The sequence below is a fragment of the Vogesella facilis genome (genome assembly GCF_042648525.1).
GTDB classification, from domain to species: Bacteria; Pseudomonadota; Gammaproteobacteria; order Burkholderiales; family Chromobacteriaceae; genus Vogesella; species Vogesella facilis.
Genome location: NZ_JBHRXN010000031.1, coordinates 449,698 through 469,442 on the forward strand (window position 1 = coordinate 449,698; position 19,745 = coordinate 469,442).

The following is a 19,745-nucleotide window of genomic DNA, read 5'->3' on the forward strand; positions in this document are numbered from 1 at the left end:
GCCAACCGGCTGGCCGCAAGCCTTCACCATGGATAATCATCATGAAACAACATCGCTACCGCCTGACCGTGGAGCACCTGGCCACCGCCAACGGTGAGCCGTCCGCTTACGATGCGCCGCTGCAGTTCGAAGCGGGCAACCACGACGACCTGTTCCAGATCGCGCAGCGCCTGCGCCAGCGCAGCGATCTGGCCGGCATCAATACCGACGCCTTCGCTATCGGCCTGAAACTGTTTGGCGAGGTGATGCTGGAAAACAAGGATCACCCGCTGTTTGCCGACCTGCGGCCGCATTTCGGCGCCTTCATGAAGCAGCTGAAGAAAGGACCACCGGCCGATTGAGCGTGCGGCCAACGTTGGCCGCGGGCCGGGTGCCGCAATCTCCCCGCCATTGCCGGCGCAGGCAGCTATGCTGAGCACAGGCGCTGCGGGCGCAGCCGCCAGTGGTGTTGGTCCAGCAGGAGACTGTCATGCCGAAGTATGTGATTGAACGGGAGATACCGGGGGCGGGCAAACTCAGCGCCGCCGAGCTGCAGGGTATCTCGGCCAAGTCCTGCGGGGTGCTGCAGGAGCTGGGGCCGAGCGTGCAGTGGCTGGAAAGCTATGTCACCGACGACAAGGTGTACTGCGTGTACATCGCCCCCAACGAGGAGCTGGTGCGGGAGCATGCGCGCCGGGGCGGCTTTCCGGCCAACCGGGTGTCGCAGGTGCGCGGCATGATCGATCCGACCACCGCCGAGTAACCGCGCCGCTGCCCACGGTGCCAAGTGCAAGGCCCTGCCAGCGCAGGGCCTTGGTCATTGTGGCGGCAAGGTTGGCCGCCAGCGTGGGGTTGCCAGTGGCGGCCGGCGCAGGTGTTGGCGGGCCGGTTGATCTTGCCCGGGCGTTGCCTACACTTAAGGCGCACTTGTCGCGGTGTCGCGCCTTCCGTTTTCAGCTCCCGGCTGCCAGCTCGAGAAGGCGAGCGCCGTGCACTGTTCTCTGCACAATCCAGGTGTTACACACAGCCGTGCCGGCAGCCGGGTATACACCCGTTGAATCGCAAAGGAGTGATCATGTCGACACCGGCTTTGACACACCGCTGTCTGGCCATTGCCCTGGGGTTGGCCACCCTGATCCAGCTGCCTGCCGCGCAGGCATCACCGGCCGGCGAACGGCAGATGATCAAGAGCGCGATGAGCGCGGCGCCGCGCAAGGTGGCGGCCACGGCCAGCATCGTGACGATGGAGGCGGATGGCAAGATGCGCACGCTGCGCCAGGGCAGCAACGGCTTTACCTGCATGCCGGACAACCCGGCCACCCCCGGCCATGACCCGATGTGCATGGACAAGGCCGCGATGGGCTGGGCGATGGCCTGGATCGGCCACTCCACACCGCCGGCCGGCAAGATCGGCCTGATGTACATGCTGTCCGGCGGTACCGATGCCAGCAATACCGACCCCTACGCCAGCAAGCCGGACGCGCAGAACCACTGGGTGAAAACCGGGCCGCACGTGATGATTGTCGGCGCCGAGCCGGCTTTCTACGACATGTATCCCAAGGAAGCCGCGCCGGATACCTCGGTGCCGTACGTGATGTGGCCGGGCACGCCGTACCAGCATCTGATGATTCCGGTGAAATAGCCGGCCAGCCGACAAACGGCGCCGGCAGCGGTGCGCAGCCGTGGGCTGCGAGCATGCTGCCGGCGCCGTTTTCCTGGCCGTTGCGTGGCGGCGTCTACAGCCGGCCGCCGTCCAGCGCTTGGGCGATGAGTTTCAGCAGCACGGTTTCGCGTACGATGGACAGCCCCATGCCGGCCGCGCCGCGCTGCATCACCGCCTCGTTGTGGGCGATGGCGGCGTCCACGTCCAGCCAGCGCGCCTCCATGCGGTTCTTGATTTCGTAGGCTTCCATCTGCGGTGCGGCCAACGTGTCGGCGATCCGGCAGACATAGCAATACGACAGCATGTGCAGCACGTCGTAGTCGCCGCGCGGCGGGCGGAATTCGTCGATCAGCCCGAATGGCCGCTGGATGCTGACCTCGCGCGCGCCGGTTTCTTCCGCCAGTTCGCGTGCCAGTGCCAGCGCGTGGTCCTCGTCCGCCTCCACGCCGCCGCCGGGCAGGCTGTAGTCGTCGTAACGGCCGGTGTACAGCAGCAACAGTTCGCGCCCGCGCGCCACGATGCCGCGTACCGCCAGCCGCTGCTGCACCCGGGCGCTGGCGCGGGGTTGCAGGTGATAAATGGTTTGCAGATGGTGCATGTGCCGCCTCTTCAAGCAAGTCGCTGTTTGTGCCGTCGCGGGCGGGTGGCGTCAAGCAACAAATTGTACGGCCAAGGGCGAGCGGGGCGGGCGCTTGGCCGGGCGAACGGCGTTAGGCGCCCGGCGGTGGCGTTGCGGCTGGGCTCCGCCTGCGCCGCGCCGTGCCTGCTGCGGCTGCTGACATGAAAAAGCCGCTGCACGGGCAGCGGCTTGGCAGGGCGCGGGCGGGCGCTCAGGTAGTCTGGAAGCGGCGGAAGCTGCGGCTGATTTCCTCGGTCAGCTCGCTCATGCGCGCGGCTGCAGAGGCGGCCTCGTTGGCCGCATCGCGGTTGCGCTGGGCGATGGAGGTGATGCGCTGCACCTCGCGCGACACCTGCTCGCCGGAGCGCGCCTGCTCCGACAGCGCGCTGGCGATGCCTTGCACGCTCTGGCCGACATTGTCGGTGCCGTTCTGGATCGCCACGATGGACTGGCCGGCCAGCTGGCCCTGGGTAGCGCTGGTGTGCGCACGTTCCACCGACTGGTTCATCGCTTCCACCGCCTGCTGGGCGCTGATGCGGATGGCGCCGATCATGGCGGCGATCTCGCCGGTGGCCTTGGTGGTGCGCTCGGCCAGCTTGCGCACTTCGTCGGCCACCACGGCGAAGCCGCGGCCCTGTTCGCCGGCGCGGGCGGCTTCGATGGCGGCGTTCAGTGCCAGCAGGTTGGTCTGGTCGGCAACGTCACGAATCACCGACACGATGTTGTCGATGGTCTGCGACTGGCGGCCCAGCTCGTTGATGCTGCCGGAGGTTTCCTTGATCAGGGTGCTGATGGCGTCCATCTCGCGCACTGCGCCCTTGATCACTTCCACCCCCTGTTGCGCTTCGCCGCTGGCGGAGCGGGCGGCGGCCTCGGTGTCGTCGGCGCTGCGGTGCAGTTCCTGCACGCCCACCGCCATCTGCTGGATCACGCTGACCATGTCGTCGGCGGCGCGGTTTTGCTCTTCGGAGCGGGTCATCAGGCGCTGCATGGTGTTCTGCAGCTCGCCGGATGCGGCGGCGCTTTCCTGCACGCTGCGTTCCACCGTGTGCAGCGCGTCGTTCAGCTCCTTGGTCATGCGCGACAGGTTGTACAGCAGCGAGCTGTTGTCACCCTTGCGGATTTTCACTTCTACACCCAGGTTGCCGTGGGCGATTTCCTTCATCACGTTGGCCGCATAGTCCGGCTCGCCGCCCAGCTGGCGGGTGAGGGTACGGGCAATCAGCAGCGCCACGAAGATGCTGGCACCTACGCTGACCACGATCGCCAGCAGCGATGCCACCATGGTGTCGCGCAGGGTGCTGGTGGTGCTGGATTTCTGTTCTTCCATCACCTTGGTGTGATAGGCGATCAGCTTGTCCAGCTGGATGCCCAGCAGTTTTTCCTGCGGCTCCAGTTTTTCGCTGACGATGATCGAGGCATCCCACTTCTGGCGGGTGATCATCGGCAGCAGCTTGTCGACCAGGCCGGTGAATTCGCCCAGCGATTTACCGATCTTGCCGACCAGCTCCACTTCGGAGGCGTCGCGCGAGATGGCCTTCATCTGCTCGTACTGGGTGCGCGCCACCGTCACCGAGTTTTTCAGGATGGCCATCTTTTCTTCCACCAGCTTGTCGTCGCTTTCCAGCAGGATGGTGCGCGCGGCGTTGGTGGATGCCAGTAGCGCCCCGCTGAGGGTGCGGGAGTTCTGGATCACCGGGATGCGGTACTCCACCAGTTCGGAGACGCGGGATTGAATGGTGGTCAGGCGGTAGAGGGTGAATGCCGAACCGAGAACCAGCAGCAGAATGACAGCGCCAAAACCAAGGCCCAGGCGCTGTGCCAGTGAGAGTTTCCCCATAGTTGTTTTTCCTTGCTGAAGTACTTGTAGGTTGGGTGGGCGCCAGCTTGGTGTTGATCTTTAAAATGTGCTGGTCGTTTTATATGTCGGTCGATAGTAAAACGTGAACGTGGTTTGTTGAAGTGTTAACGCGGACAGGGCCGGTGCGGCGTTTCATCTGGAACCAGCCGTGCAACACATGGCTGCCTGTGCCGCGGCCGGTTTGCTGCTCAGCGCGGGCCGTGCTGCAGGCTGGACAGGTGATCCAGCAGCAGGAAATGCGCAATCGAGCGCGGCGGCGGGGTGAGCGGCAGGCGGTCGACGTCGAACCAGGCGGCGTCTTCGATCTCGCCGGCTTGCGGGGTGATGTCGCCGCTGTCGTACTCGGCGACGAAGGCCAGCATCAGCGAATGCGGGAACGGCCAGGATTGCGAGCGCATGTAGCGCAGCGCGCGCAGGCGTACGCCGACTTCTTCGAACGCTTCGCGGTGCACGCATTCCTCCACGCTTTCGCCGGCCTCGACAAAGCCGGCCAGCGCGCTGTACATGCCGGGTGCGAATTGCGGGCTGCGCGCCAGCAGCACTTCGCGGCCGCGGTAGATCAGCACCATCATCGCCGGCGACAGCCGCGGGTAGTACAGCTCGCCGCAGCTGGGGCAGTGCTTGCCGTGGTCGTGGCTGTTGGGCAGCAGCGGCCCGGCGCAGGCGCCGCAGTAGCGGTGGGTGTGCTCGAAGCGGCGTAGCTGGGCGGCGCGTGCCAGCAGCGGGGTGTATTCGGCCGGCAGGGTCAGCAGCGCCTGGCGCAGACTGACCTGTTGCCAGTTGGCTGGCGCCGGCCCCAGCAGTTCGGTGGCGAACAGGTTGGCCGCAGCGTTGTGGCCGATGTAGCGGGCGCCGGTGTGTTGTGGCGGGGCGCTGGTCGGCAGCTGTTCGGCGGCAAGGTACAGGCCGTTGCCATCGAAAACGCACCATTGCATCGGGAGTTGCGGATCTGGGCTGGCGGGAAGGTGCAGGCTCATGGCAGGCCGTTTGGGCTGGGATGCACGGATTCTACGCCTGGCGGCGGTGCGGCACCAAGTCAGGCGGCATGCGGCAGGCCGCTGCGTGCCGCCGGGGCCGCGTCCAGGTCCAGCAGGCAGTCGGCCAGCTCGGCGGCCAGTACGGCATCGGCCAGGCTCAGCACGATGGTGCGGCCGGTGCGCGCCAACCGTTGCAGCCGTGTCAGCAACTGGTAACGGGTGGCGGGCTGCGCGGCGGGTAGTGGTTCGTCCAACAGCACGATGGGGGCGGCGGCGGCCAGGCTGCGGGCCACGCTGGCCAGTTGCCGGGTGGTGGCATCCAGCTGGCACAGCCGCTGCTGGGAAAGCGGCACCAGGCCCAGCTCGCGCAGCAGCAGCTCGACGACCTGCAAATCGTGTGCATCATGGCGCGGCCACCAGAAGCCGTGCGGCTGACGCCCTTGCAGTACGTAGCGGTGCAGCGTCTGGCGGCAGCCATCCTCACATTCGGCGCTGCGGCAGGTCAGTTGTTGCAGGCTTTGTGGGCAGGCGGGTTGGCCGAACAGTTGGCCGTGTACGCCGTCGTGACGACCGGCGAGCGCTGCCAGCAGCCGGCTGCGCTCGCCGGCACTGCCGCCGCTGACGATGCTGAGGCGGTTGGCCGGCAGCTGCAGGTTGATGGTGCGAGCCGGTGCATCGTGGGTGGCGGCTGGCTGGTATTGCAGGTTATAGGCGGGCCGTAGCATGCGGACTCCTGTCGGAAGGTGCGCGCCGTGGTGGCTGGCACATGGCGATAATAGTATCAAATGATAATCGTTATCGTTTATTCCGACAATGCCGTTGCTATTTATTTACAGCGCGCCCAGCTGCTGGCGGCATTGCTGTGCTTCGTCTTCCAGGCGCTGGAACAGTTCGGCGACGCTGGGTACGTCATCGATCAAGCCCTGCACCTGGCCGATGAGCTGCACGCCGCGCTGGTGGTCGCCGTCTTCGATGGCCAGGCGGATGGACTCGGTGGCGGCGCCGAACTGCGCCAGCTGTCGCAGTTGCTGCGGCTGGCGCAGCATGCCGCCCAGTACCACCTTCAGCAGCGGCGTCTGCAGTTTGCGTGCCGCGCCGGCCGCGCGCCAGGCTGCCTGCAGCAGGCCCAGCGGCTTGCGGGTGGCGCGGCGGGCGGCGGGGCTGTCCATCACCCGGCACCACAGGCCGTCGAAGTTTTTCGAATACAGGGTGTCCGCCACCGTGCGCTGGCGAATCATCTCCTTGGTGGTCTGGTGCACCGGGCTTTCACGGGTCATGGCGAGGCGGCTGCCCATGGCGACGGCATCGGCGCCCAGCGCCAGTGCCGCTACCAGCCCCTGGCCGCTGCCAAAGCCGCCGGCGGCGATGATCGGCAAGTCGGTGAGGCGACGAATGGCGGGAATCAGTACCAGCGAGGTGACTTCGCCGCCGTGGGCGGCGGCCTCGTGGCCGGTAACCAGCAGCGCATCCACGCCAACGTTGGCCGCAGACTGCGCGTGCTTCTCGCTGACCACGGTGGCAATCACCTTGCCGCCGTAGGCGTGGGCGCGCTGCACGATCCAGTCGCCCTTGCCCAGCGAGAAGTTGATCACCGGCACCTGCTCCTGCAGGCCGACTTCGGCGTTCTCCTGTGCACCCGGCATCATCAGCGTGCAGCCGATGCCGAACGGCTGGTCGGTAAGTTCGCGGATACGGCGGATGGCCTGGCGCGTCTGCTCGGCGCTGAGCGGCCCGGTGGCGAGGATGCCCAGGCCGCCGGCGTTGCAGGTGGCGGCCACCAGTTCCGGCGTGGCGATGTAGCTCATGCCGGGGCAGAGCAGCGGTCTGGCGACGCCGAATGTCTGAGTGAAGCGGGTTTGCATGTGGTCAGCCCTGTGTAGTGCGTGGTAGTGCGCTATTCTTGTCGCAATCTTCGATAAATTTCAAACGGTTGTTTGATATGTATTTGGTGCTGATAGGCTGGTTGTACTTTGTATTGATGCTGGCGGTGGGGCAGAACTCGGTCGTGCAGTCGCTGATGGTGCTGCTGTTGCTGGGTTTCTTGCCCACCTGGCTGCTGCTGTGGATCAAGCTGCGCAGGCATAGGCAGCGCATTCGCGAGCGGGAAGAGCAGGATGGGGCTTGAGCGCGGATTTGCGCTGATGCTACAATTGCGAGTTCCCTCAATTCCGGGGGAAATTACGCACATCCGTACGCAATAGGGTGCCCGCAAGGGTTGACTGTACGGATGGAGGCTTAACCCTTTTGGAGATTAAAGAATGTCCACCAATGTGACCATGCGTCAAATGCTTGAGGCCGGCGTACACTTCGGCCACCAAACCCGCTTCTGGAACCCGAAGATGGCTCAGTACATCTTTGGCAGCCGCAACAAGATTCACATCATCAACCTGGAAAAAACCCTGCCGCTGTTCGTGCAGGCTCAGGACTATGTGCGTCGTCTGGCTGCCAACAAGGGTACCGTGCTGTTCGTGGGTACCAAGCGTCAGGCGCGTGAGATCGTCCGCGAAGAAGCCAGCCGTGCTGGCGTTCCGTTCGTGGATCATCGCTGGTTGGGCGGCATGCTGACCAACTACAAGACCGTGAAGCAGTCCATCAAGCGTCTTGAAGACAAGCGTGCCCAGCTCGAAGCTGGCGACCAGTCCGGTTTCAACAAGAAAGAACTGCTGGATATGCAGCGCGAAGTTGAAAAACTGGAGCGTTCGCTGGGCGGTATCAAGGATATGAAAGGTCTGCCGGACGCGATCTTCGTTATCGATACCGGCTACCAGAAAGGTACCATCGTTGAAGCCAAGAAACTGGGTATCCCGGTTATTGGCGTGGTTGATACCAACAACTCGCCGGAAGGCATTGATTACGTAATTCCGGGTAACGACGACTCCAGCCGTGCCATCCGTCTGTACGCTCGCGGCATTGCCGACGCCGTACTGGAAGGCCGCGCGCAGTCGCTGCAGGAAATCGTAGCTGCTGCCGAAGCAGCCGCCGAGTAAGCACTTGGCGAAAAGGGGCGAAAGCCCCTTTTTTTAAATCCTCCGGGACGTATTTATTTTTAAGGAGTTAGTCATGGCGGAAATCACCGCAAAGATGGTATCCGACCTGCGCGTTGCGACTGGTCTGGGCATGATGGAGTGCAAGAAGGCACTGGTAGAAGCCGATGGCGACGCTGCCAAGGCTGAAGAAATCCTGCGCATCAAGTCCGGCAACAAGGCTTCCAAGATGGCTGGCCGTGTCGCTGCAGAAGGTATCATCGGTTCTTTCGTTGCTGGCGGCGTTGGCGCCCTGGTGGAAGTGAACTGCGAAACTGACTTCGTAGCCAAAGACCCGACCTTCATCGCCCTGGCTACCGCAGCTGCCAAAGCAGTTGTTGCGGCCAACCCGGCTGATGTTGAAGCCCTGGCTGCCGTTGAAGTTGACGGCCAGTCGGTGGAAGAAACCCGCAAGGCAGCCATTGCCAAGCTGGGCGAGAACATGACTATCCGCCGTTTCGTACGTTACGAAACCGACGGTGCCATCGCTACCTACCTGCACGGTGCCAAGATCGGCGTTATCGTCGACTTCAAAGGCGAAGAGCAAGTGGGCAAGGACGTGGCCATGCACATTGCCGCTTCCAAGCCGATCTGCGTTTCCAAGGCTGAAGTTCCGGCCGAAACCCTGGAACAAGAGCGCAAGATCTACACCGCGCAAGCTGCCGAATCCGGCAAGCCGGCCGACATCGTTGCCAAGATGGTTGAAGGCCGCGTGAACAAGTTCCTGGCGGAAGTGACCCTGGTTGGTCAGCCGTTCGTCAAGAACCCGGACGTGACCGTTGAAAAGCTGCTGGCTGAAAAATCCGCTTCCGTGAAAGCATTCGCCATGTTCGTGGTGGGTGAGGGCATCGAGAAGAAGGTTGTAGACTACGCTGCTGAAGTGGCTGCTGCCGCCAAGCTGTAATTCGTAGTCGCGTTGTACCTGGAACGGCACCCTGCAAAACAGGGTGCCGTTTCGCAAACAGAATTCAAACCTATTGCCAGAGGTAATCATGAGCCAAGTTCCCGCTTACAAGCGCATCCTGCTGAAATTGTCCGGCGAAGCCCTGATGGGTGATGACAGCTACGGGATTAACCGCAACACGATCGAGCAGATCGTGGCTCAGATCAAGGATGTGGTTGATCTGGGTGTGCAAGTCGGCATCGTGATTGGTGGTGGCAACATTTTCCGTGGCGTTGCACCGGCCGCTTCCGGCATGGATCGCGCTACCGCAGATTACATGGGCATGATGGCGACGGTGATGAATGCACTGGCGCTGAAGGATGCCATGACCAAGGCCGGCCTGATTGCCCGTGTGCAATCCGCGCTGACCATGCAGCAGATTGCCGAGCCGTACGTGCGCGGCAAGGCGATGCAGTATCTGGAAGAAGGCAAGGTGGTGATTTTTGCCGCCGGCACCGGCAACCCGTTCTTTACCACCGACACCGCGGCAGCGCTGCGTGGCATGGAAATGAACGTGGACATCATGCTGAAGGCCACCAAGGTGGACGGCGTCTACACTGACGATCCGAAAAAGAACCCGGATGCCGTGCGCTATCAAACCCTGACCTTCGACGAAGCCATTTCGCGCAACCTGAAAGTGATGGACGCGACGGCCTTCGCCTTGTGCCGTGACCAGCACCTGAATATCAAGGTATTCAGCATTTTCAAGCAGGGTGCGCTGACCCGTGTCGTGCTTGGCGAAGACGAAGGCACGCTGGTACACTGCTGATTTAGTGATTCCACATAGGCGGAAACGGCCCCGGGCCGCTTTCCGCCTTGTTTTTCAGAATGCAATGGGAGTAATCATGATCAACGACGTTAAAAAGTCGGCTGAACAGCGCATGCAAAAGTCGCTGGAAACCTTCAAGACCGACCTGGCCAAGGTGCGTACCGGCCGTGCTCACACCGGCCTGCTGGATCATGTGATGGTCGATTACTACGGCAGTGACGTGCCGGTTAACCAGGTGGCCAACGTTACCCTGATCGATGCCCGTACCATCGGCGTGCAGCCATGGGAAAAGAGCATGGCGGCCAAGGTGGAAAAAGCCATCCGCGACAGCGACCTGGGCCTGAATCCGTCCTCCATGGGCGAGATTATCCGCGTGCCGATGCCGGCGCTGACCGAAGAACGCCGCAAGGACCTGATCAAGGTGGTGCGCAGCGAGGCCGAAGGTGCCCGCGTGTCGATCCGCAACGTGCGCCGCGACTGCAACAACGACCTAAAGAATCTGCTCAAGGACAAGGAAATCACCGAGGACGACGAGCGCCGCGGTCAGGACGACGTGCAGAAGTTCACCGACAAGTACATTGCCGAAGTCGACAAGGCCCTGGCCGCCAAAGAAACCGAACTGATGGCCGTGTAAGGAGCATTGCGTGTTTGCAAGTTCCACGCAAAGCGTGCCGGCGGTACAGGTTGTGCCCCGGCACATTGCCATCATCATGGATGGCAATGGCCGCTGGGCCAAGAAGCGGCTGTTGCCGCGCGTGGCAGGCCACAAGCGCGGCCTCGACGCGGTGCGCGACACCGTCAAGACCTGTATCGATCTGGGTGTCGGCTATCTGACCCTGTTCGCGTTCTCTACCGAGAACTGGCGCCGCCCGGCGGATGAAGTCAATTTTCTGATGGAGCTGTTCTTCGTGGCGCTGGACCGCGAAGTCGAGCGCCTGCATCAGAACAATATCCAGTTGCGCGTCATCGGCGCACGCGAGCGTTTTTCCGCCGCCATCCGCCAGCGCATCGATGCTGCCGAAGCCAAAACCGCTGCCAATAGCGGCCTGGTGCTGACCATCGCCGCCGACTACGGTGGCCGCTGGGATGTGCTGCAGGCCGTCAACCGCCTGCATGCTCAAGGTGTGGCGCAGATCGACGAGGCCGGTCTTGCGGCCAACCTGTCGATGGCCTACGCGCCGGAGCCGGACCTGTTCATCCGCACCGGCGGCGAGCAGCGCATCAGCAACTTCCTGCTGTGGCAGCTGGCCTATGCCGAGCTGTATTTCACCGATCTGTTGTGGCCGGACTTCGGCAAGGAAGCGCTGGAGGCTGCATTGTCCTCCTTCCGCAGCCGCGAGCGCCGTTTTGGTCGCACCAGTGAACAACTGCCGCAAGCCCATCGCCGAGGCTGATTCATGCTGATAACCCGCGTCATTACGGCGTTGCTGCTGCTACCCATCATGCTGGGCGCAGTGTTTTACCTGTCCGCGCCGCTGTGGGCGGCGTTTGCCTGGCTGGTTGTCGGCCTGGCATTGTGGGAATTCTCGCGCATGGCCGGCATCAAAGGTTGGCCGCAAGCCGCTTATCTGCTGTTCAGCTCCTTGCTGGCGGCGGGTATTTACCAGCTGCCGGCCGCGAGTTTTGCCGTGGTGAGCAAGTTGCTGCTGCTGTTGTCGCTGCCGGTGTGGCTGCTGCTGGCGCCGCTGTGGCTGTCGCGCCGCTGGGCGATGCCGCGCGGCGGCAAGGCCATGCTGCTGGGCTGCTTGCTGATGCTGCCGGCCTGGCTGGGCTTCATCGCCTGGCGGCCGGACGATAACGCGGCCAGCGCCACCCAGCTGTTCGCGGTGATGGGTCTGGTGTGGATTGCAGATATTGCCGCCTATTTCGCCGGCAAGGCCTTTGGCCGCCGCAAGCTGGCGCCGGCGATCAGCCCCGGCAAGAGCTGGGAGGGTGTGGCCGGTGCTGTGCTGGGTGTGGCCGTCTACGTGTGGGCGGTTACCCGCCTGGGCTGGCTGCAGCTGGAGCTGCCGTTGTCGCTGCTGCTGCCGTTGGCGCTGGGCCTCACCGCGGTTAGCGTGGTGGGTGATCTGCTGGAGTCCTGGTTCAAGCGCAGCGCCGGCATCAAGGACAGCAGCAAGCTGCTGCCGGGCCACGGCGGCGTGTATGACCGCATCGACAGCCTGATTGCCGTGCTGTCCGTTTCCGCCGCCCTGTATACCCTGTTTGCCTGAGCACCTTTCGTCCTAAGGGCATCATGACGATTCAAAAAATCACCGTTCTGGGTTCTACCGGCAGCATCGGCGGCAATACGCTGGATGTGGTGGCCATGCACCCGGAGCGTTACCAGGTCTACGCACTGGCTGCCAACAGCCAGGTGGACAAGCTGTTCGAGCAGTGCCAGCGCTTCCGCCCGGCCTTCGCCGTGCTGGTGGATGTCGCTGCCGCGGCACTGCTGCGCAACCGCCTGGCCGCCGCTGGCAGCCACACCGAAGTGCTGCACGGCGCCGCGGCGCTGGAAACAGTATCGACCGCCGGTGAAGTGGACATGGTAATGGCGGCCATCGTCGGCGCCGCCGGCTTGCGGCCAACCGTTGCCGCCGCGCTGGCCGGCAAGCGCATCCTGCTGGCCAACAAGGAATCGCTGGTGGTGGCCGGCGAGCTGTTCATGCAGGCGGTACGCCGCGGCGGTGCTGCGCTGCTGCCGGTGGACAGCGAACACAATGCGCTGTTCCAGTCGTTGCCGGCCGGTTTTGCTGGCGACCACGCCGCTGCCGGTATCGAAGAACTGATCCTGACCGCTTCCGGTGGCCCGTTCCGCCAGCACAGCCTGCAGCAGCTGCAGCAGGTGAGCGCCGAGGACGCCTGCCGCCACCCCAACTGGGTGATGGGGCGCAAGATATCGGTGGATTCCGCCTCGCTGATGAACAAGGGGCTGGAGGTGATCGAGGCGCACTGGCTGTTCGCCACTCCGGCCGAACGCATCAAGGTGGTGGTGCACCCGCAGAGCGTGATCCATTCCATGGTGCGCTACCAGGATGGCTCGGTGATCGCCCAGCTGGGCACACCGGACATGCGCACCCCCATTGCCTACGCCATGGCCTGGCCGCAGCGCATCACCGCGCCGGTGGCGCCGCTGGACTTCATGGCGTTGTCGGCGTTGACTTTCGAGCCGCCGGATCTCGAGCGCTTCCCTTGTCTGCGCTTGGCGTTTGACAGTCTGCGCACCGGCGGCGATGCTTCTGCGGTGCTTAATGCGGCCAACGAAGTGGCGGTGGCGGCCTTCCTCGAGGGTCGCATCGCCTTCCTGCAGATTCCGCAGCTGATCGAGCGCACACTGGCGCAGGCCGATCTGGCGCCGAGCGGCGACCTCGACAGCCTGCTGGAGAAAGATGCCATGGTACGTAGCCTGGTTCAGGGCTGGATAGTCTGATGACCATCCTGGCCTTTCTGCTGGTCATCGGCGTGCTGGTGACCTTTCACGAATTCGGCCACTTCCTTGCCGCTCGCGCCTGCGGCGTCAAGGTGCTGACCTTTTCCATCGGCTTCGGTCGCAAGTTGTTTTCCTGGCAGCGCGGCGACACCGAGTGGCGCATCGCGCTGGTGCCGCTGGGTGGCTTCGTGCGCATGCTGGATTCGCGCGAGGGCGAGGTGCCGGAGCTGGATCGCGAGCGGGCGTTCGACGCTCGCCCGGTATGGCAGCGCATGATCGTGGTGGTGGCCGGCCCGCTGGCCAACCTGCTGCTGGCGGTGCTGCTGTTTTCCTGGACCATGTCCGGCAGCCAGAGCACGCTGCAGCCGCTGGTGGGAACCGTGGTGGCGCAGACTGCCGCCGCCGCGGCCGGCCTGCAGCCCGGCGACCGGGTGCTGGCGGTGAATGGTCGTGCGGTGGCGGACTGGACCGAGTTGCGCGGCAGCATTGCCGATGTCATCGCCGATGGCGACAAGCCGCTATTGCGCATCCAGCGCCGGCAGCAACAGCTGTCGCTGCCGTTGGATCTGCCGCGTTTCAATTTGCAAACCCTAGATCAACACACGTTTGTCAAGCTGGGTCTGATGCCGGTGCGCTATCTGCCGCAGGTGGGCGCGGTGCAACCGGGCGGCGCGGCGGCGCGGGCCGGCCTGCAAGCCGGTGACCGCTTGCTGCAGGTGGATGGCAAGCCGATTCGCAGCTGGGAGGCATGGGTGGTCTGGGTGCAGAACCACCCAGGCAAGGGCATGCAGCTGCAGGTGCAGCGCGGCACGCGGCTGCTGGCGCTGTCGCTGCGACCGGATGCGGTGGAGCTGGATGGCCAGCAGGTTGGCCGCATCGGGGTGGCTCCGGCACTGGATATGGCGTGGCAGCAGCAGTTGCTGCAAAGCAAGCATGTCGGCGTGGTCGACGCCATTGCCGCCGCATTGCAGCGTACCGCAGACTTGAGCGGCAGCACCTTACGCATGATGCTGGCAATGTTTGGCGGCACCGTGTCGCTGGATGCCTTGAGCGGTCCGCTGACCATCGCCGAATTTGCCGGCAAGAGCGCGGATGCCGGTGTCGATGCGCTGCTGGAATTTATGGCGCTGATCAGTGTCAGTCTGGGCGTCTTCAATCTGCTCCCCATACCGGTATTGGATGGTGGGCACTTGCTGTATCATGTCGTCGAACTGATTCGGGGGCGGCCGCTCCCGGAGCGTGCTTATGAAGTCGGTCAGCGCTTGGGGATGGCATTCATCATGACTGTCATGCTGCTGGCCCTATTCAACGACTTCGCCCGGCTGCTGGCCCAATAGGGAAAAAAACTAGATGAATAAACGTTTTATTGCCGCTGCTGTTTCCGCTGTTCTGATGTCGCCAGTATGGGCGGCCGATGGTTTTGTCATTAAGGATATTCGGGTTGAAGGCCTGCAGCGTACCGAGGCCGGTACCGTCTTCAATTACCTGCCGCTGAAGGTGGGTGACAGCTTCAGCGATGAAAAGGCTTCCGCCGCCATCAAGGCGCTGTTTGCTACCGGTTTTTTCAATGATGTGCGGGTTGAAACCGATGGTGATGTCGTGGTGCTGTCGGTTAGCGAGCGGCCGATTATTTCGCGGCTGGATATCAGCGGCGCCAAGGAATTCAACAAGGAGCAGCTGGTCAAGGCGCTGAAGGACAACGGCTTGGCCGAGTCGCGCATCTTCGATCAGGGCTTGCTGGATCAGGCGGTGCAGGAGTTGAAGCGCCAGTACTTCAGCAAGGGCAAGTACTCGGTGGAGATCATCCCGCAGATCACCAAGCTGGATCGTAACCGTCTGGCCATCACGCTGGACATCGTCGAAGGCGTGACTGCCAAGATCAACAGCATCCATATCGTGGGTGCCCGCCATTTCGCCGAAGCCGATCTGCTGGAAGAATTCTCGCTGACCACTTCCGGCTACATGACCTGGCTGTCCAAGTCCGACCAGTATTCCCGTCAGCAACTCAGTGCCGACCTGGAAAAGCTACGCGCCTTCTATCTGAACCAGGGTTTTGCCGAGTTCAACATCGACTCCACGCAGGTGTCGATCAGTGCCGATAAAAAAGAAGTCTACCTGACCGTCAACATTTCCGAAGGGCAGCAGTACAAGGTGTCCGAGGTGCGGCTGGCGGGCGATCTGAAAGTGCCGGAAGCCGAGCTGAAGAAGCTGCTGACGGTGACACCGGGTGTGCTGTTCAATCGCGAGAAGGTCAACGAGTCGGTTACCGCCTTGTCCGACCGTCTGGGGGCGGAAGGCTATGCCTTTGCCAACGTGAACGTCACCCCCGAGTTCGACAAGGAAAAGCAGAGCCTGGTGCTGACCTTCTTTGTCGATCCGGGCCGTTTGACCACCGTGCGCCGTGTCAGCATCGCCGGCAACGCCCGCACCCGCGACGAAGTGATCCGCCGCGAGCTGCGTCAGCTGGAAAGCGCACAATACAATGGCGCTGCGGTGAAGCGCAGCAAGGAGCGCCTGGAGCTGTTGGGTTATTTCGAGACGGTGGAAGTGGAAACGCCGCCGGTAGCCGATACGCCGGACCAGGTGGACATGCTGGTAAACGTGAAAGAGCGTTCTACCGGTTCCATTCAGGCCGGTATCGGCTATGCGCAGGATGATGGCCTGCAGCTGTCGGCCTCGGTGTCGCAGTCCAACGTGCTGGGCTCCGGCAAGTCGGTATCCGTCAACTTCAACCAGGGCAAGTCGTCCAAGGTCTATGCGGTGTCGTTTACCGATCCGTACTACACCCCGGATGGCATCAGCATCGGTTACGACGTCTATCACCGCATCAGCACGCCGTACAACTCCAATACCTCCGATTACGATTTGTACAAGAACGCCACCACCGGTGCGATGATGCGCTTCGGGGTGCCGGTTACCGAGTATGACCGGATCAACTTCGGTCTGGGCGCTGAATTCAGCAACCTGACCCTGAGCGATGACAGCCCGGATCAGTATCAGGAGTTCGTTGCCGACAACGGCGCGCGCAACACCACTTTCCTGGCCACGGCCGGTTGGTCGCGCGATACCCGTGATAGCGCTTTGTGGCCGACGCGTGGCAACAGCATGAGCGTCAACGTCAACATGGGCCTGCCGGGCGGTGATCTGCAGTACTACCGCGTGACGCACAGTGAGAGCTGGTTCTGGCCGGTGTCGAAGAACATCACCTTCGCCCTGAGCGGCGATGTCGGCTTTGCCAACAGCTATGGCCAGACCAAGCGCCTGCCGTTCTTCCAGAACTTCTACGTCGGCGGCATCGGTTCGGTGCGCGGCTACGACAGTGGCAGTCTGGGTCTGCGCGATTCCGACGGCGATGCGCTGGGCGGTACCCGCAAGATGAGCGGTTCTGCCGAGCTGCTGTTCCCGTTCCCGGGCATGCGTGACAACCGCAGCCTGCGTGCTAGCGTGTTCTTCGACGCCGGCACGGTGTGGGATGACAAGGACACCTCGGTCACCGCGACCGATGCCTTGCGCTACTCCACCGGTGTCGGCCTGGCATGGCTGTCGCCGATCGGACCGATGAAGTTCAGCTATGCCTTCCCGCTGGGCAAGAAAGAGGGCGATGACGTGCAGCGCTTCCAGTTCCTGCTGGGCCAGACCTTCTAAGGACTGCCGATGAAACCTGCGTTATATAAAGCTGTGCTGTGTACCCTGCTGGCGCTGGCCGGTGGGGTGCAGGCCGCCGATCTGAAGATCGGCTACATCAATACCGAGCGCGTGTATCGTGAAGCGGCGCCGGCTGTCATCGCCCAGAAAAAGCTGGAAAAGGAGTTTGCGCTGCGCGAGCAGGAGCTGAAGCGGCTGGCCGCTCGTGGCAAGGAGCTGGAAGCGCTGATTGCGCGCAATCGCAACAACGAATCCGAGCGCAAGGCGCAGGAGCGTGAACTGGCGTCGGTCGAGCGCGAGTATCAGGCCAAGACCCGCGATTTTCGCGACGATCTGAACCAGCGCCGCAACGAGGAATTTGCCGCCGTGCAGGAGCGTGCCAACCGCATCATCCGGCAGATGGCGGAACGCGAGCAGTTCGACCTGATACTGCAGGATGCGGTGTATGTCAGTCCCAAGCTCGACATCACGCCAAGAGTGCTCAAGGAGCTGGAGAAGTAAGCGCCAGCCGCCAAGAAACCCCGAAGCCGACAGCCGTCGGCTTCATTGTTGATGACAAGCGATGAAACTTTCCCAAATTGTCGCCGCGCTGGGCGGTGAGCTGCGCGGCGAAGACCGCGACATCGGCCGCCTGGCCCCGATGGGCGAGGCGACGGCACAGGAAATCACCTTTCTGGCCAACCCCAAGTTCCGCAGCCAGCTGGCGACGGCCACGGCTGGCGCGATCATCGTCAAGCCGGCACTGGCCGAGGAAGCTGCCGCCGCCGGGCGTAGCCTGATTCTGGTGGCCGATCCATACCTGTATTTTGCCAAGGTGGCGACGCTGTTCAACCCGCCGGCCCACGCTCGCGCCGGCATTCATCCGCGCGCGGTGATCGGCGAGGGCGCGCGCATTGCCGCCAGCGCCGAGGTGCGTGAGCTGGTCAGCGTTGGTCGCAACGTGGTGATCGGCGAACGCTGCATCCTGCACCCGGGCGTGGTGCTGGGTGACGACGTGGTGCTGGGCGACGACGTGGTGCTGTACCCCAATGTCTCCGTCTACCACGGCTGCCGGCTGGGCAACCGCGTCGGCGTGCACAGCGGCACGGTAATCGGCGCCGACGGCTTCGGTCTGGCCTGGGCCGGTGACAGCTGGTTCAAGATTCCGCAGACCGGGCGTGTGATCATCGAGGACGACGTGGAGATTGGTGCCAATACCACCATCGACCGCGGCGCGCTGACCGACACCATCATTCGCCGGGATGCCAAAATCGACAACCTGGTGCAGGTGGCGCACAACGTGGAAATCGGCGCCCACACCGCCATCGCCGGCTGCGCCGGCATCGCCGGCAGCACCAAGATCGGCGCCAACTGCACCATCGGCGGTGCCGCGATGATGGTCGGCCATATCGAGATCGCCGATCGCACCCATATCGGTGGCGGCACCCTGGTGTCCAAGTCCATTCGCAACGCCGACAACTACGCGTCGTCGTTCCCGCTTTCCACTTATAAAGACTGGTTGACCAATGCTTCGCACCTGCGGCACCTGGATCAGCTGGTTACCCGTGTCAAACAACTTGAAAAAGCACTAAAAGAAGTGCAACAGAACAAGGACGTACAAGCATGACCGACGCAGTTAACAACACCGACAACGCCGCAGTACACATCGACGTGCGCGAGATCATGAGCTATCTGCCGCACCGCTACCCGTTCCTGCTGGTGGACCGTGTCACCGAATTCGTGGCCGATACCCGCATCAAGGCGCTGAAGAACGTCACCATCAACGAGCCGTTCTTCATGGGCCACTTCGAGCAGTACCCGGTGATGCCGGGCGTGCTGATCATCGAGGCACTGGCACAGGCCGCCGGCATCCTGGCAATCAAGAGCCAGGGCCAACGCGCCGACAACGAGCTGTACTTCTTCGTCGGCATCGACAACGCCCGCTTCAAGCGCCAGGTGGTGCCGGGCGATCAGCTGGTATTCGAAGTGGAAACCATCACCGTCAAGCGCGGCATCGGCAAGTACAGCGCCCGCGCGCTGGTGGACGGCCAGGTGGCCTGCGAAGCCGTCATCATGTGCGCAAAACGCGAGGTGTAAGCATGGCCATTCATCCGACCGCCATCATCGCTGATGGCGCACAGATTGCGCCGGATGTGGAAATCGGTGCCTACAGCATCATCGGTGCCAATGTCAGCATCGACAGCGGCACCTGGGTTGGTCCGCATGTTGTGATCGAAGGCCATACCAGCATCGGCAAGAACAACCGCATTTTTCAGTTCTGCTCGCTGGGCGCCATGCCGCAGGACAAGAAGTACGCCGGTGAGCCGACGCGGCTGGTAATCGGTGACAACAACACCGTTCGCGAATTCTGCACCTTCAACATCGGCACCGCGCAGGACGGCGGCGTGACCAGCATCGGCAACGACAACTGGATCATGGCCTATGTGCACCTGGCGCACGATTGCCAGGTGGGCAACCACACCATCTTCGCCAACAACGCCACGCTGGCGGGCCACGTGCATGTGGGCGACTGGGTGATCCTCGGCGGCTTCACCAGCGTGCACCAGTTCTGCCATATCGGCGCCCATGCCATGACCGCGTTCTCCAGCGCGGTGGCGCAGGATGTACCGCCGTACGTGATGGCGCACGGCAACCGCGCGGTGCCGTCCGGCATCAATGCCGAGGGCCTCAAGCGCCGTGGCTTCAGCCCGGAGCAGATCCGCAACATCCGCAACGCCTACAAGTCGCTGTATCGCAAAGGCCTGTCGTTTGATGACGCCAAGGCGGAAATCACGGCCGCAGCGGCCGGCAATGCCGAGCTCGACCTGTTCGTGCAATTCTTCGAGACAGCCAACCGCGGCATCATCCGTTAAGC

General features: G+C 63.0%; 22 protein-coding genes. 17 read left to right on the forward strand and 5 right to left on the reverse strand.

Going from position 1 to position 19,745, the window contains the following annotated elements; translation table 11 throughout:
• Window positions 1-41 precede the first annotated feature (41 nt).
• From ACFOLG_RS13275 to ACFOLG_RS13285, 3 genes are all read left to right on the forward strand, one after another.
• A complete protein-coding gene (locus tag ACFOLG_RS13275; protein ID WP_386092625.1) occupies window positions 42-341 on the forward strand; it encodes a DUF3861 domain-containing protein in 300 nt (99 codons plus the stop codon).
• 128 nt (window positions 342-469) lie between these two features.
• Window positions 470-742 carry a DUF4242 domain-containing protein gene (locus ACFOLG_RS13280; RefSeq protein WP_386092627.1) on the forward strand — a complete coding sequence of 91 codons (273 nt, stop codon included), beginning with the start codon at window positions 470-472 and terminating at the stop codon, window positions 740-742.
• A 312-nt stretch (window positions 743-1,054) separates the two neighbouring features.
• Window positions 1,055-1,621 (forward strand): hypothetical protein, encoded by a 567-nt coding sequence (locus ACFOLG_RS13285; RefSeq protein ID WP_386092629.1) that lies wholly within the window; start codon window positions 1,055-1,057, stop codon window positions 1,619-1,621.
• Between the two features lie 94 nt (window positions 1,622-1,715).
• On the opposite strand, the gene ACFOLG_RS13290 is transcribed toward ACFOLG_RS13285, so the two are convergent.
• The 5 genes from ACFOLG_RS13290 to ACFOLG_RS13310 form a co-directional block, all read right to left on the reverse strand.
• Window positions 1,716-2,240, reverse strand: coding sequence for an NUDIX hydrolase (locus tag ACFOLG_RS13290; RefSeq protein ID WP_386092631.1), 525 nt, complete (start codon window positions 2,238-2,240; stop codon window positions 1,716-1,718).
• Window positions 2,241-2,472: 232 nt separating this feature from the next.
• Complete coding sequence (locus ACFOLG_RS13295; RefSeq protein ID WP_386092633.1) at window positions 2,473-4,101, reverse strand: methyl-accepting chemotaxis protein; 1,629 nt, start codon at window positions 4,099-4,101, stop codon at window positions 2,473-2,475.
• Between the two features lie 209 nt (window positions 4,102-4,310).
• Window positions 4,311-5,057, reverse strand: coding sequence for an NAD(+) diphosphatase (nudC, locus tag ACFOLG_RS13300; protein ID WP_386092635.1), 747 nt, complete (start codon window positions 5,055-5,057; stop codon window positions 4,311-4,313).
• Between the two features lie 101 nt (window positions 5,058-5,158).
• Window positions 5,159-5,824: a hypothetical protein gene (locus ACFOLG_RS13305; protein WP_386092637.1), complete on the reverse strand. Its 666-nt coding sequence runs from the start codon at window positions 5,822-5,824 to the stop codon at window positions 5,159-5,161.
• Window positions 5,825-5,929: 105 nt separating this feature from the next.
• Window positions 5,930-6,961 carry an NAD(P)H-dependent flavin oxidoreductase gene (locus ACFOLG_RS13310; RefSeq protein WP_386092639.1) on the reverse strand — a complete coding sequence of 344 codons (1,032 nt, stop codon included), beginning with the start codon at window positions 6,959-6,961 and terminating at the stop codon, window positions 5,930-5,932.
• A 77-nt stretch (window positions 6,962-7,038) separates the two neighbouring features.
• Here ACFOLG_RS13310 and ACFOLG_RS13315 point away from each other — a divergent pair, with 77 nt between their 5' ends.
• The 14 genes from ACFOLG_RS13315 to lpxA all read left to right on the forward strand — a co-directional run bounded on the left by ACFOLG_RS13315 (window position 7,039) and on the right by lpxA (window position 19,743).
• A complete protein-coding gene (locus ACFOLG_RS13315) occupies window positions 7,039-7,224 on the forward strand; it encodes a hypothetical protein (protein ID WP_386092641.1) in 186 nt (61 codons plus the stop codon).
• 133 nt (window positions 7,225-7,357) lie between these two features.
• Entirely contained in the window at window positions 7,358-8,086 is a 729-nt protein-coding gene (gene rpsB / locus ACFOLG_RS13320) for a 30S ribosomal protein S2 (protein ID WP_349585938.1), read from the forward strand.
• Window positions 8,087-8,159: 73 nt separating this feature from the next.
• Window positions 8,160-9,026, forward strand: coding sequence for a translation elongation factor Ts (gene tsf, locus ACFOLG_RS13325; protein WP_386092643.1), 867 nt, complete (start codon window positions 8,160-8,162; stop codon window positions 9,024-9,026).
• Window positions 9,027-9,114: 88 nt separating this feature from the next.
• Window positions 9,115-9,834 (forward strand): UMP kinase, encoded by a 720-nt coding sequence (gene pyrH / locus ACFOLG_RS13330; protein ID WP_349585941.1) that lies wholly within the window; start codon window positions 9,115-9,117, stop codon window positions 9,832-9,834.
• Window positions 9,835-9,910: 76 nt separating this feature from the next.
• Window positions 9,911-10,468, forward strand: a complete 558-nt coding sequence (frr, locus tag ACFOLG_RS13335; RefSeq protein ID WP_386092645.1) for a ribosome recycling factor — start codon at window positions 9,911-9,913, stop codon at window positions 10,466-10,468.
• A gap of 10 nt (window positions 10,469-10,478) precedes the next feature.
• Complete coding sequence (uppS, locus tag ACFOLG_RS13340) at window positions 10,479-11,228, forward strand: polyprenyl diphosphate synthase (protein ID WP_386092647.1); 750 nt, start codon at window positions 10,479-10,481, stop codon at window positions 11,226-11,228.
• Window positions 11,229-11,231: 3 nt separating this feature from the next.
• Window positions 11,232-12,047, forward strand: coding sequence for a phosphatidate cytidylyltransferase (locus tag ACFOLG_RS13345; RefSeq protein ID WP_386092649.1), 816 nt, complete (start codon window positions 11,232-11,234; stop codon window positions 12,045-12,047).
• A 23-nt stretch (window positions 12,048-12,070) separates the two neighbouring features.
• Window positions 12,071-13,246: a 1-deoxy-D-xylulose-5-phosphate reductoisomerase gene (gene ispC, locus ACFOLG_RS13350; RefSeq protein ID WP_386092650.1), complete on the forward strand. Its 1,176-nt coding sequence runs from the start codon at window positions 12,071-12,073 to the stop codon at window positions 13,244-13,246.
• Window positions 13,246-14,583 (forward strand): RIP metalloprotease RseP, encoded by a 1,338-nt coding sequence (rseP, locus tag ACFOLG_RS13355; protein WP_386092652.1) that lies wholly within the window; start codon window positions 13,246-13,248, stop codon window positions 14,581-14,583. The genes ispC and rseP overlap by 1 nt, the downstream gene beginning before the upstream one ends.
• Window positions 14,584-14,596: 13 nt before the next feature.
• Window positions 14,597-16,891, forward strand: a complete 2,295-nt coding sequence (bamA, locus tag ACFOLG_RS13360) for an outer membrane protein assembly factor BamA (protein ID WP_386092654.1) — start codon at window positions 14,597-14,599, stop codon at window positions 16,889-16,891.
• Between the two features lie 9 nt (window positions 16,892-16,900).
• Complete coding sequence (locus tag ACFOLG_RS13365) at window positions 16,901-17,392, forward strand: OmpH family outer membrane protein (RefSeq protein ID WP_386092656.1); 492 nt, start codon at window positions 16,901-16,903, stop codon at window positions 17,390-17,392.
• A gap of 61 nt (window positions 17,393-17,453) precedes the next feature.
• The gene (gene lpxD, locus ACFOLG_RS13370) at window positions 17,454-18,497 is read left to right on the forward strand and encodes a UDP-3-O-(3-hydroxymyristoyl)glucosamine N-acyltransferase (RefSeq protein WP_386092658.1); all 1,044 of its coding nucleotides are present in this window, start codon (window positions 17,454-17,456) and stop codon (window positions 18,495-18,497) included.
• Window positions 18,494-18,967 (forward strand): 3-hydroxyacyl-ACP dehydratase FabZ, encoded by a 474-nt coding sequence (gene fabZ / locus ACFOLG_RS13375; protein ID WP_386092660.1) that lies wholly within the window; start codon window positions 18,494-18,496, stop codon window positions 18,965-18,967. The genes lpxD and fabZ overlap by 4 nt, the downstream gene beginning before the upstream one ends.
• A 2-nt stretch (window positions 18,968-18,969) precedes the next feature.
• Complete coding sequence (lpxA, locus tag ACFOLG_RS13380) at window positions 18,970-19,743, forward strand: acyl-ACP--UDP-N-acetylglucosamine O-acyltransferase (protein ID WP_386092662.1); 774 nt, start codon at window positions 18,970-18,972, stop codon at window positions 19,741-19,743.
• Window positions 19,744-19,745 lie beyond the last annotated feature (2 nt).

Coding starts and splice junctions, on each gene's coding strand:
- ispC (WP_386092650.1), top strand. CDS start 12,071: ATGACGATTCAAAAAATCACCGTTCTGGGTTCTACCGGCAGCATCGGC.
- ACFOLG_RS13290 (WP_386092631.1), bottom strand. CDS start 2,240: ATGCACCATCTGCAAACCATTTATCACCTGCAACCCCGCGCCAGCGCC.
- ACFOLG_RS13285 (WP_386092629.1), top strand. CDS start 1,055: ATGTCGACACCGGCTTTGACACACCGCTGTCTGGCCATTGCCCTGGGG.
- bamA (WP_386092654.1), top strand. CDS start 14,597: ATGAATAAACGTTTTATTGCCGCTGCTGTTTCCGCTGTTCTGATGTCG.
- frr (WP_386092645.1), top strand. CDS start 9,911: ATGATCAACGACGTTAAAAAGTCGGCTGAACAGCGCATGCAAAAGTCG.
- nudC (WP_386092635.1), bottom strand. CDS start 5,057: ATGCAATGGTGCGTTTTCGATGGCAACGGCCTGTACCTTGCCGCCGAA.
- ACFOLG_RS13305 (WP_386092637.1), bottom strand. CDS start 5,824: ATGCTACGGCCCGCCTATAACCTGCAATACCAGCCAGCCGCCACCCAC.
- ACFOLG_RS13365 (WP_386092656.1), top strand. CDS start 16,901: ATGAAACCTGCGTTATATAAAGCTGTGCTGTGTACCCTGCTGGCGCTG.
- ACFOLG_RS13315 (WP_386092641.1), top strand. CDS start 7,039: ATGTATTTGGTGCTGATAGGCTGGTTGTACTTTGTATTGATGCTGGCG.
- lpxD (WP_386092658.1), top strand. CDS start 17,454: ATGAAACTTTCCCAAATTGTCGCCGCGCTGGGCGGTGAGCTGCGCGGC.
- rseP (WP_386092652.1), top strand. CDS start 13,246: ATGACCATCCTGGCCTTTCTGCTGGTCATCGGCGTGCTGGTGACCTTT.
- ACFOLG_RS13345 (WP_386092649.1), top strand. CDS start 11,232: ATGCTGATAACCCGCGTCATTACGGCGTTGCTGCTGCTACCCATCATG.
- lpxA (WP_386092662.1), top strand. CDS start 18,970: ATGGCCATTCATCCGACCGCCATCATCGCTGATGGCGCACAGATTGCG.
- ACFOLG_RS13275 (WP_386092625.1), top strand. CDS start 42: ATGAAACAACATCGCTACCGCCTGACCGTGGAGCACCTGGCCACCGCC.
- rpsB (WP_349585938.1), top strand. CDS start 7,358: ATGTCCACCAATGTGACCATGCGTCAAATGCTTGAGGCCGGCGTACAC.
- ACFOLG_RS13310 (WP_386092639.1), bottom strand. CDS start 6,961: ATGCAAACCCGCTTCACTCAGACATTCGGCGTCGCCAGACCGCTGCTC.
- tsf (WP_386092643.1), top strand. CDS start 8,160: ATGGCGGAAATCACCGCAAAGATGGTATCCGACCTGCGCGTTGCGACT.
- pyrH (WP_349585941.1), top strand. CDS start 9,115: ATGAGCCAAGTTCCCGCTTACAAGCGCATCCTGCTGAAATTGTCCGGC.
- ACFOLG_RS13295 (WP_386092633.1), bottom strand. CDS start 4,101: ATGGGGAAACTCTCACTGGCACAGCGCCTGGGCCTTGGTTTTGGCGCT.
- fabZ (WP_386092660.1), top strand. CDS start 18,494: ATGACCGACGCAGTTAACAACACCGACAACGCCGCAGTACACATCGAC.
- ACFOLG_RS13280 (WP_386092627.1), top strand. CDS start 470: ATGCCGAAGTATGTGATTGAACGGGAGATACCGGGGGCGGGCAAACTC.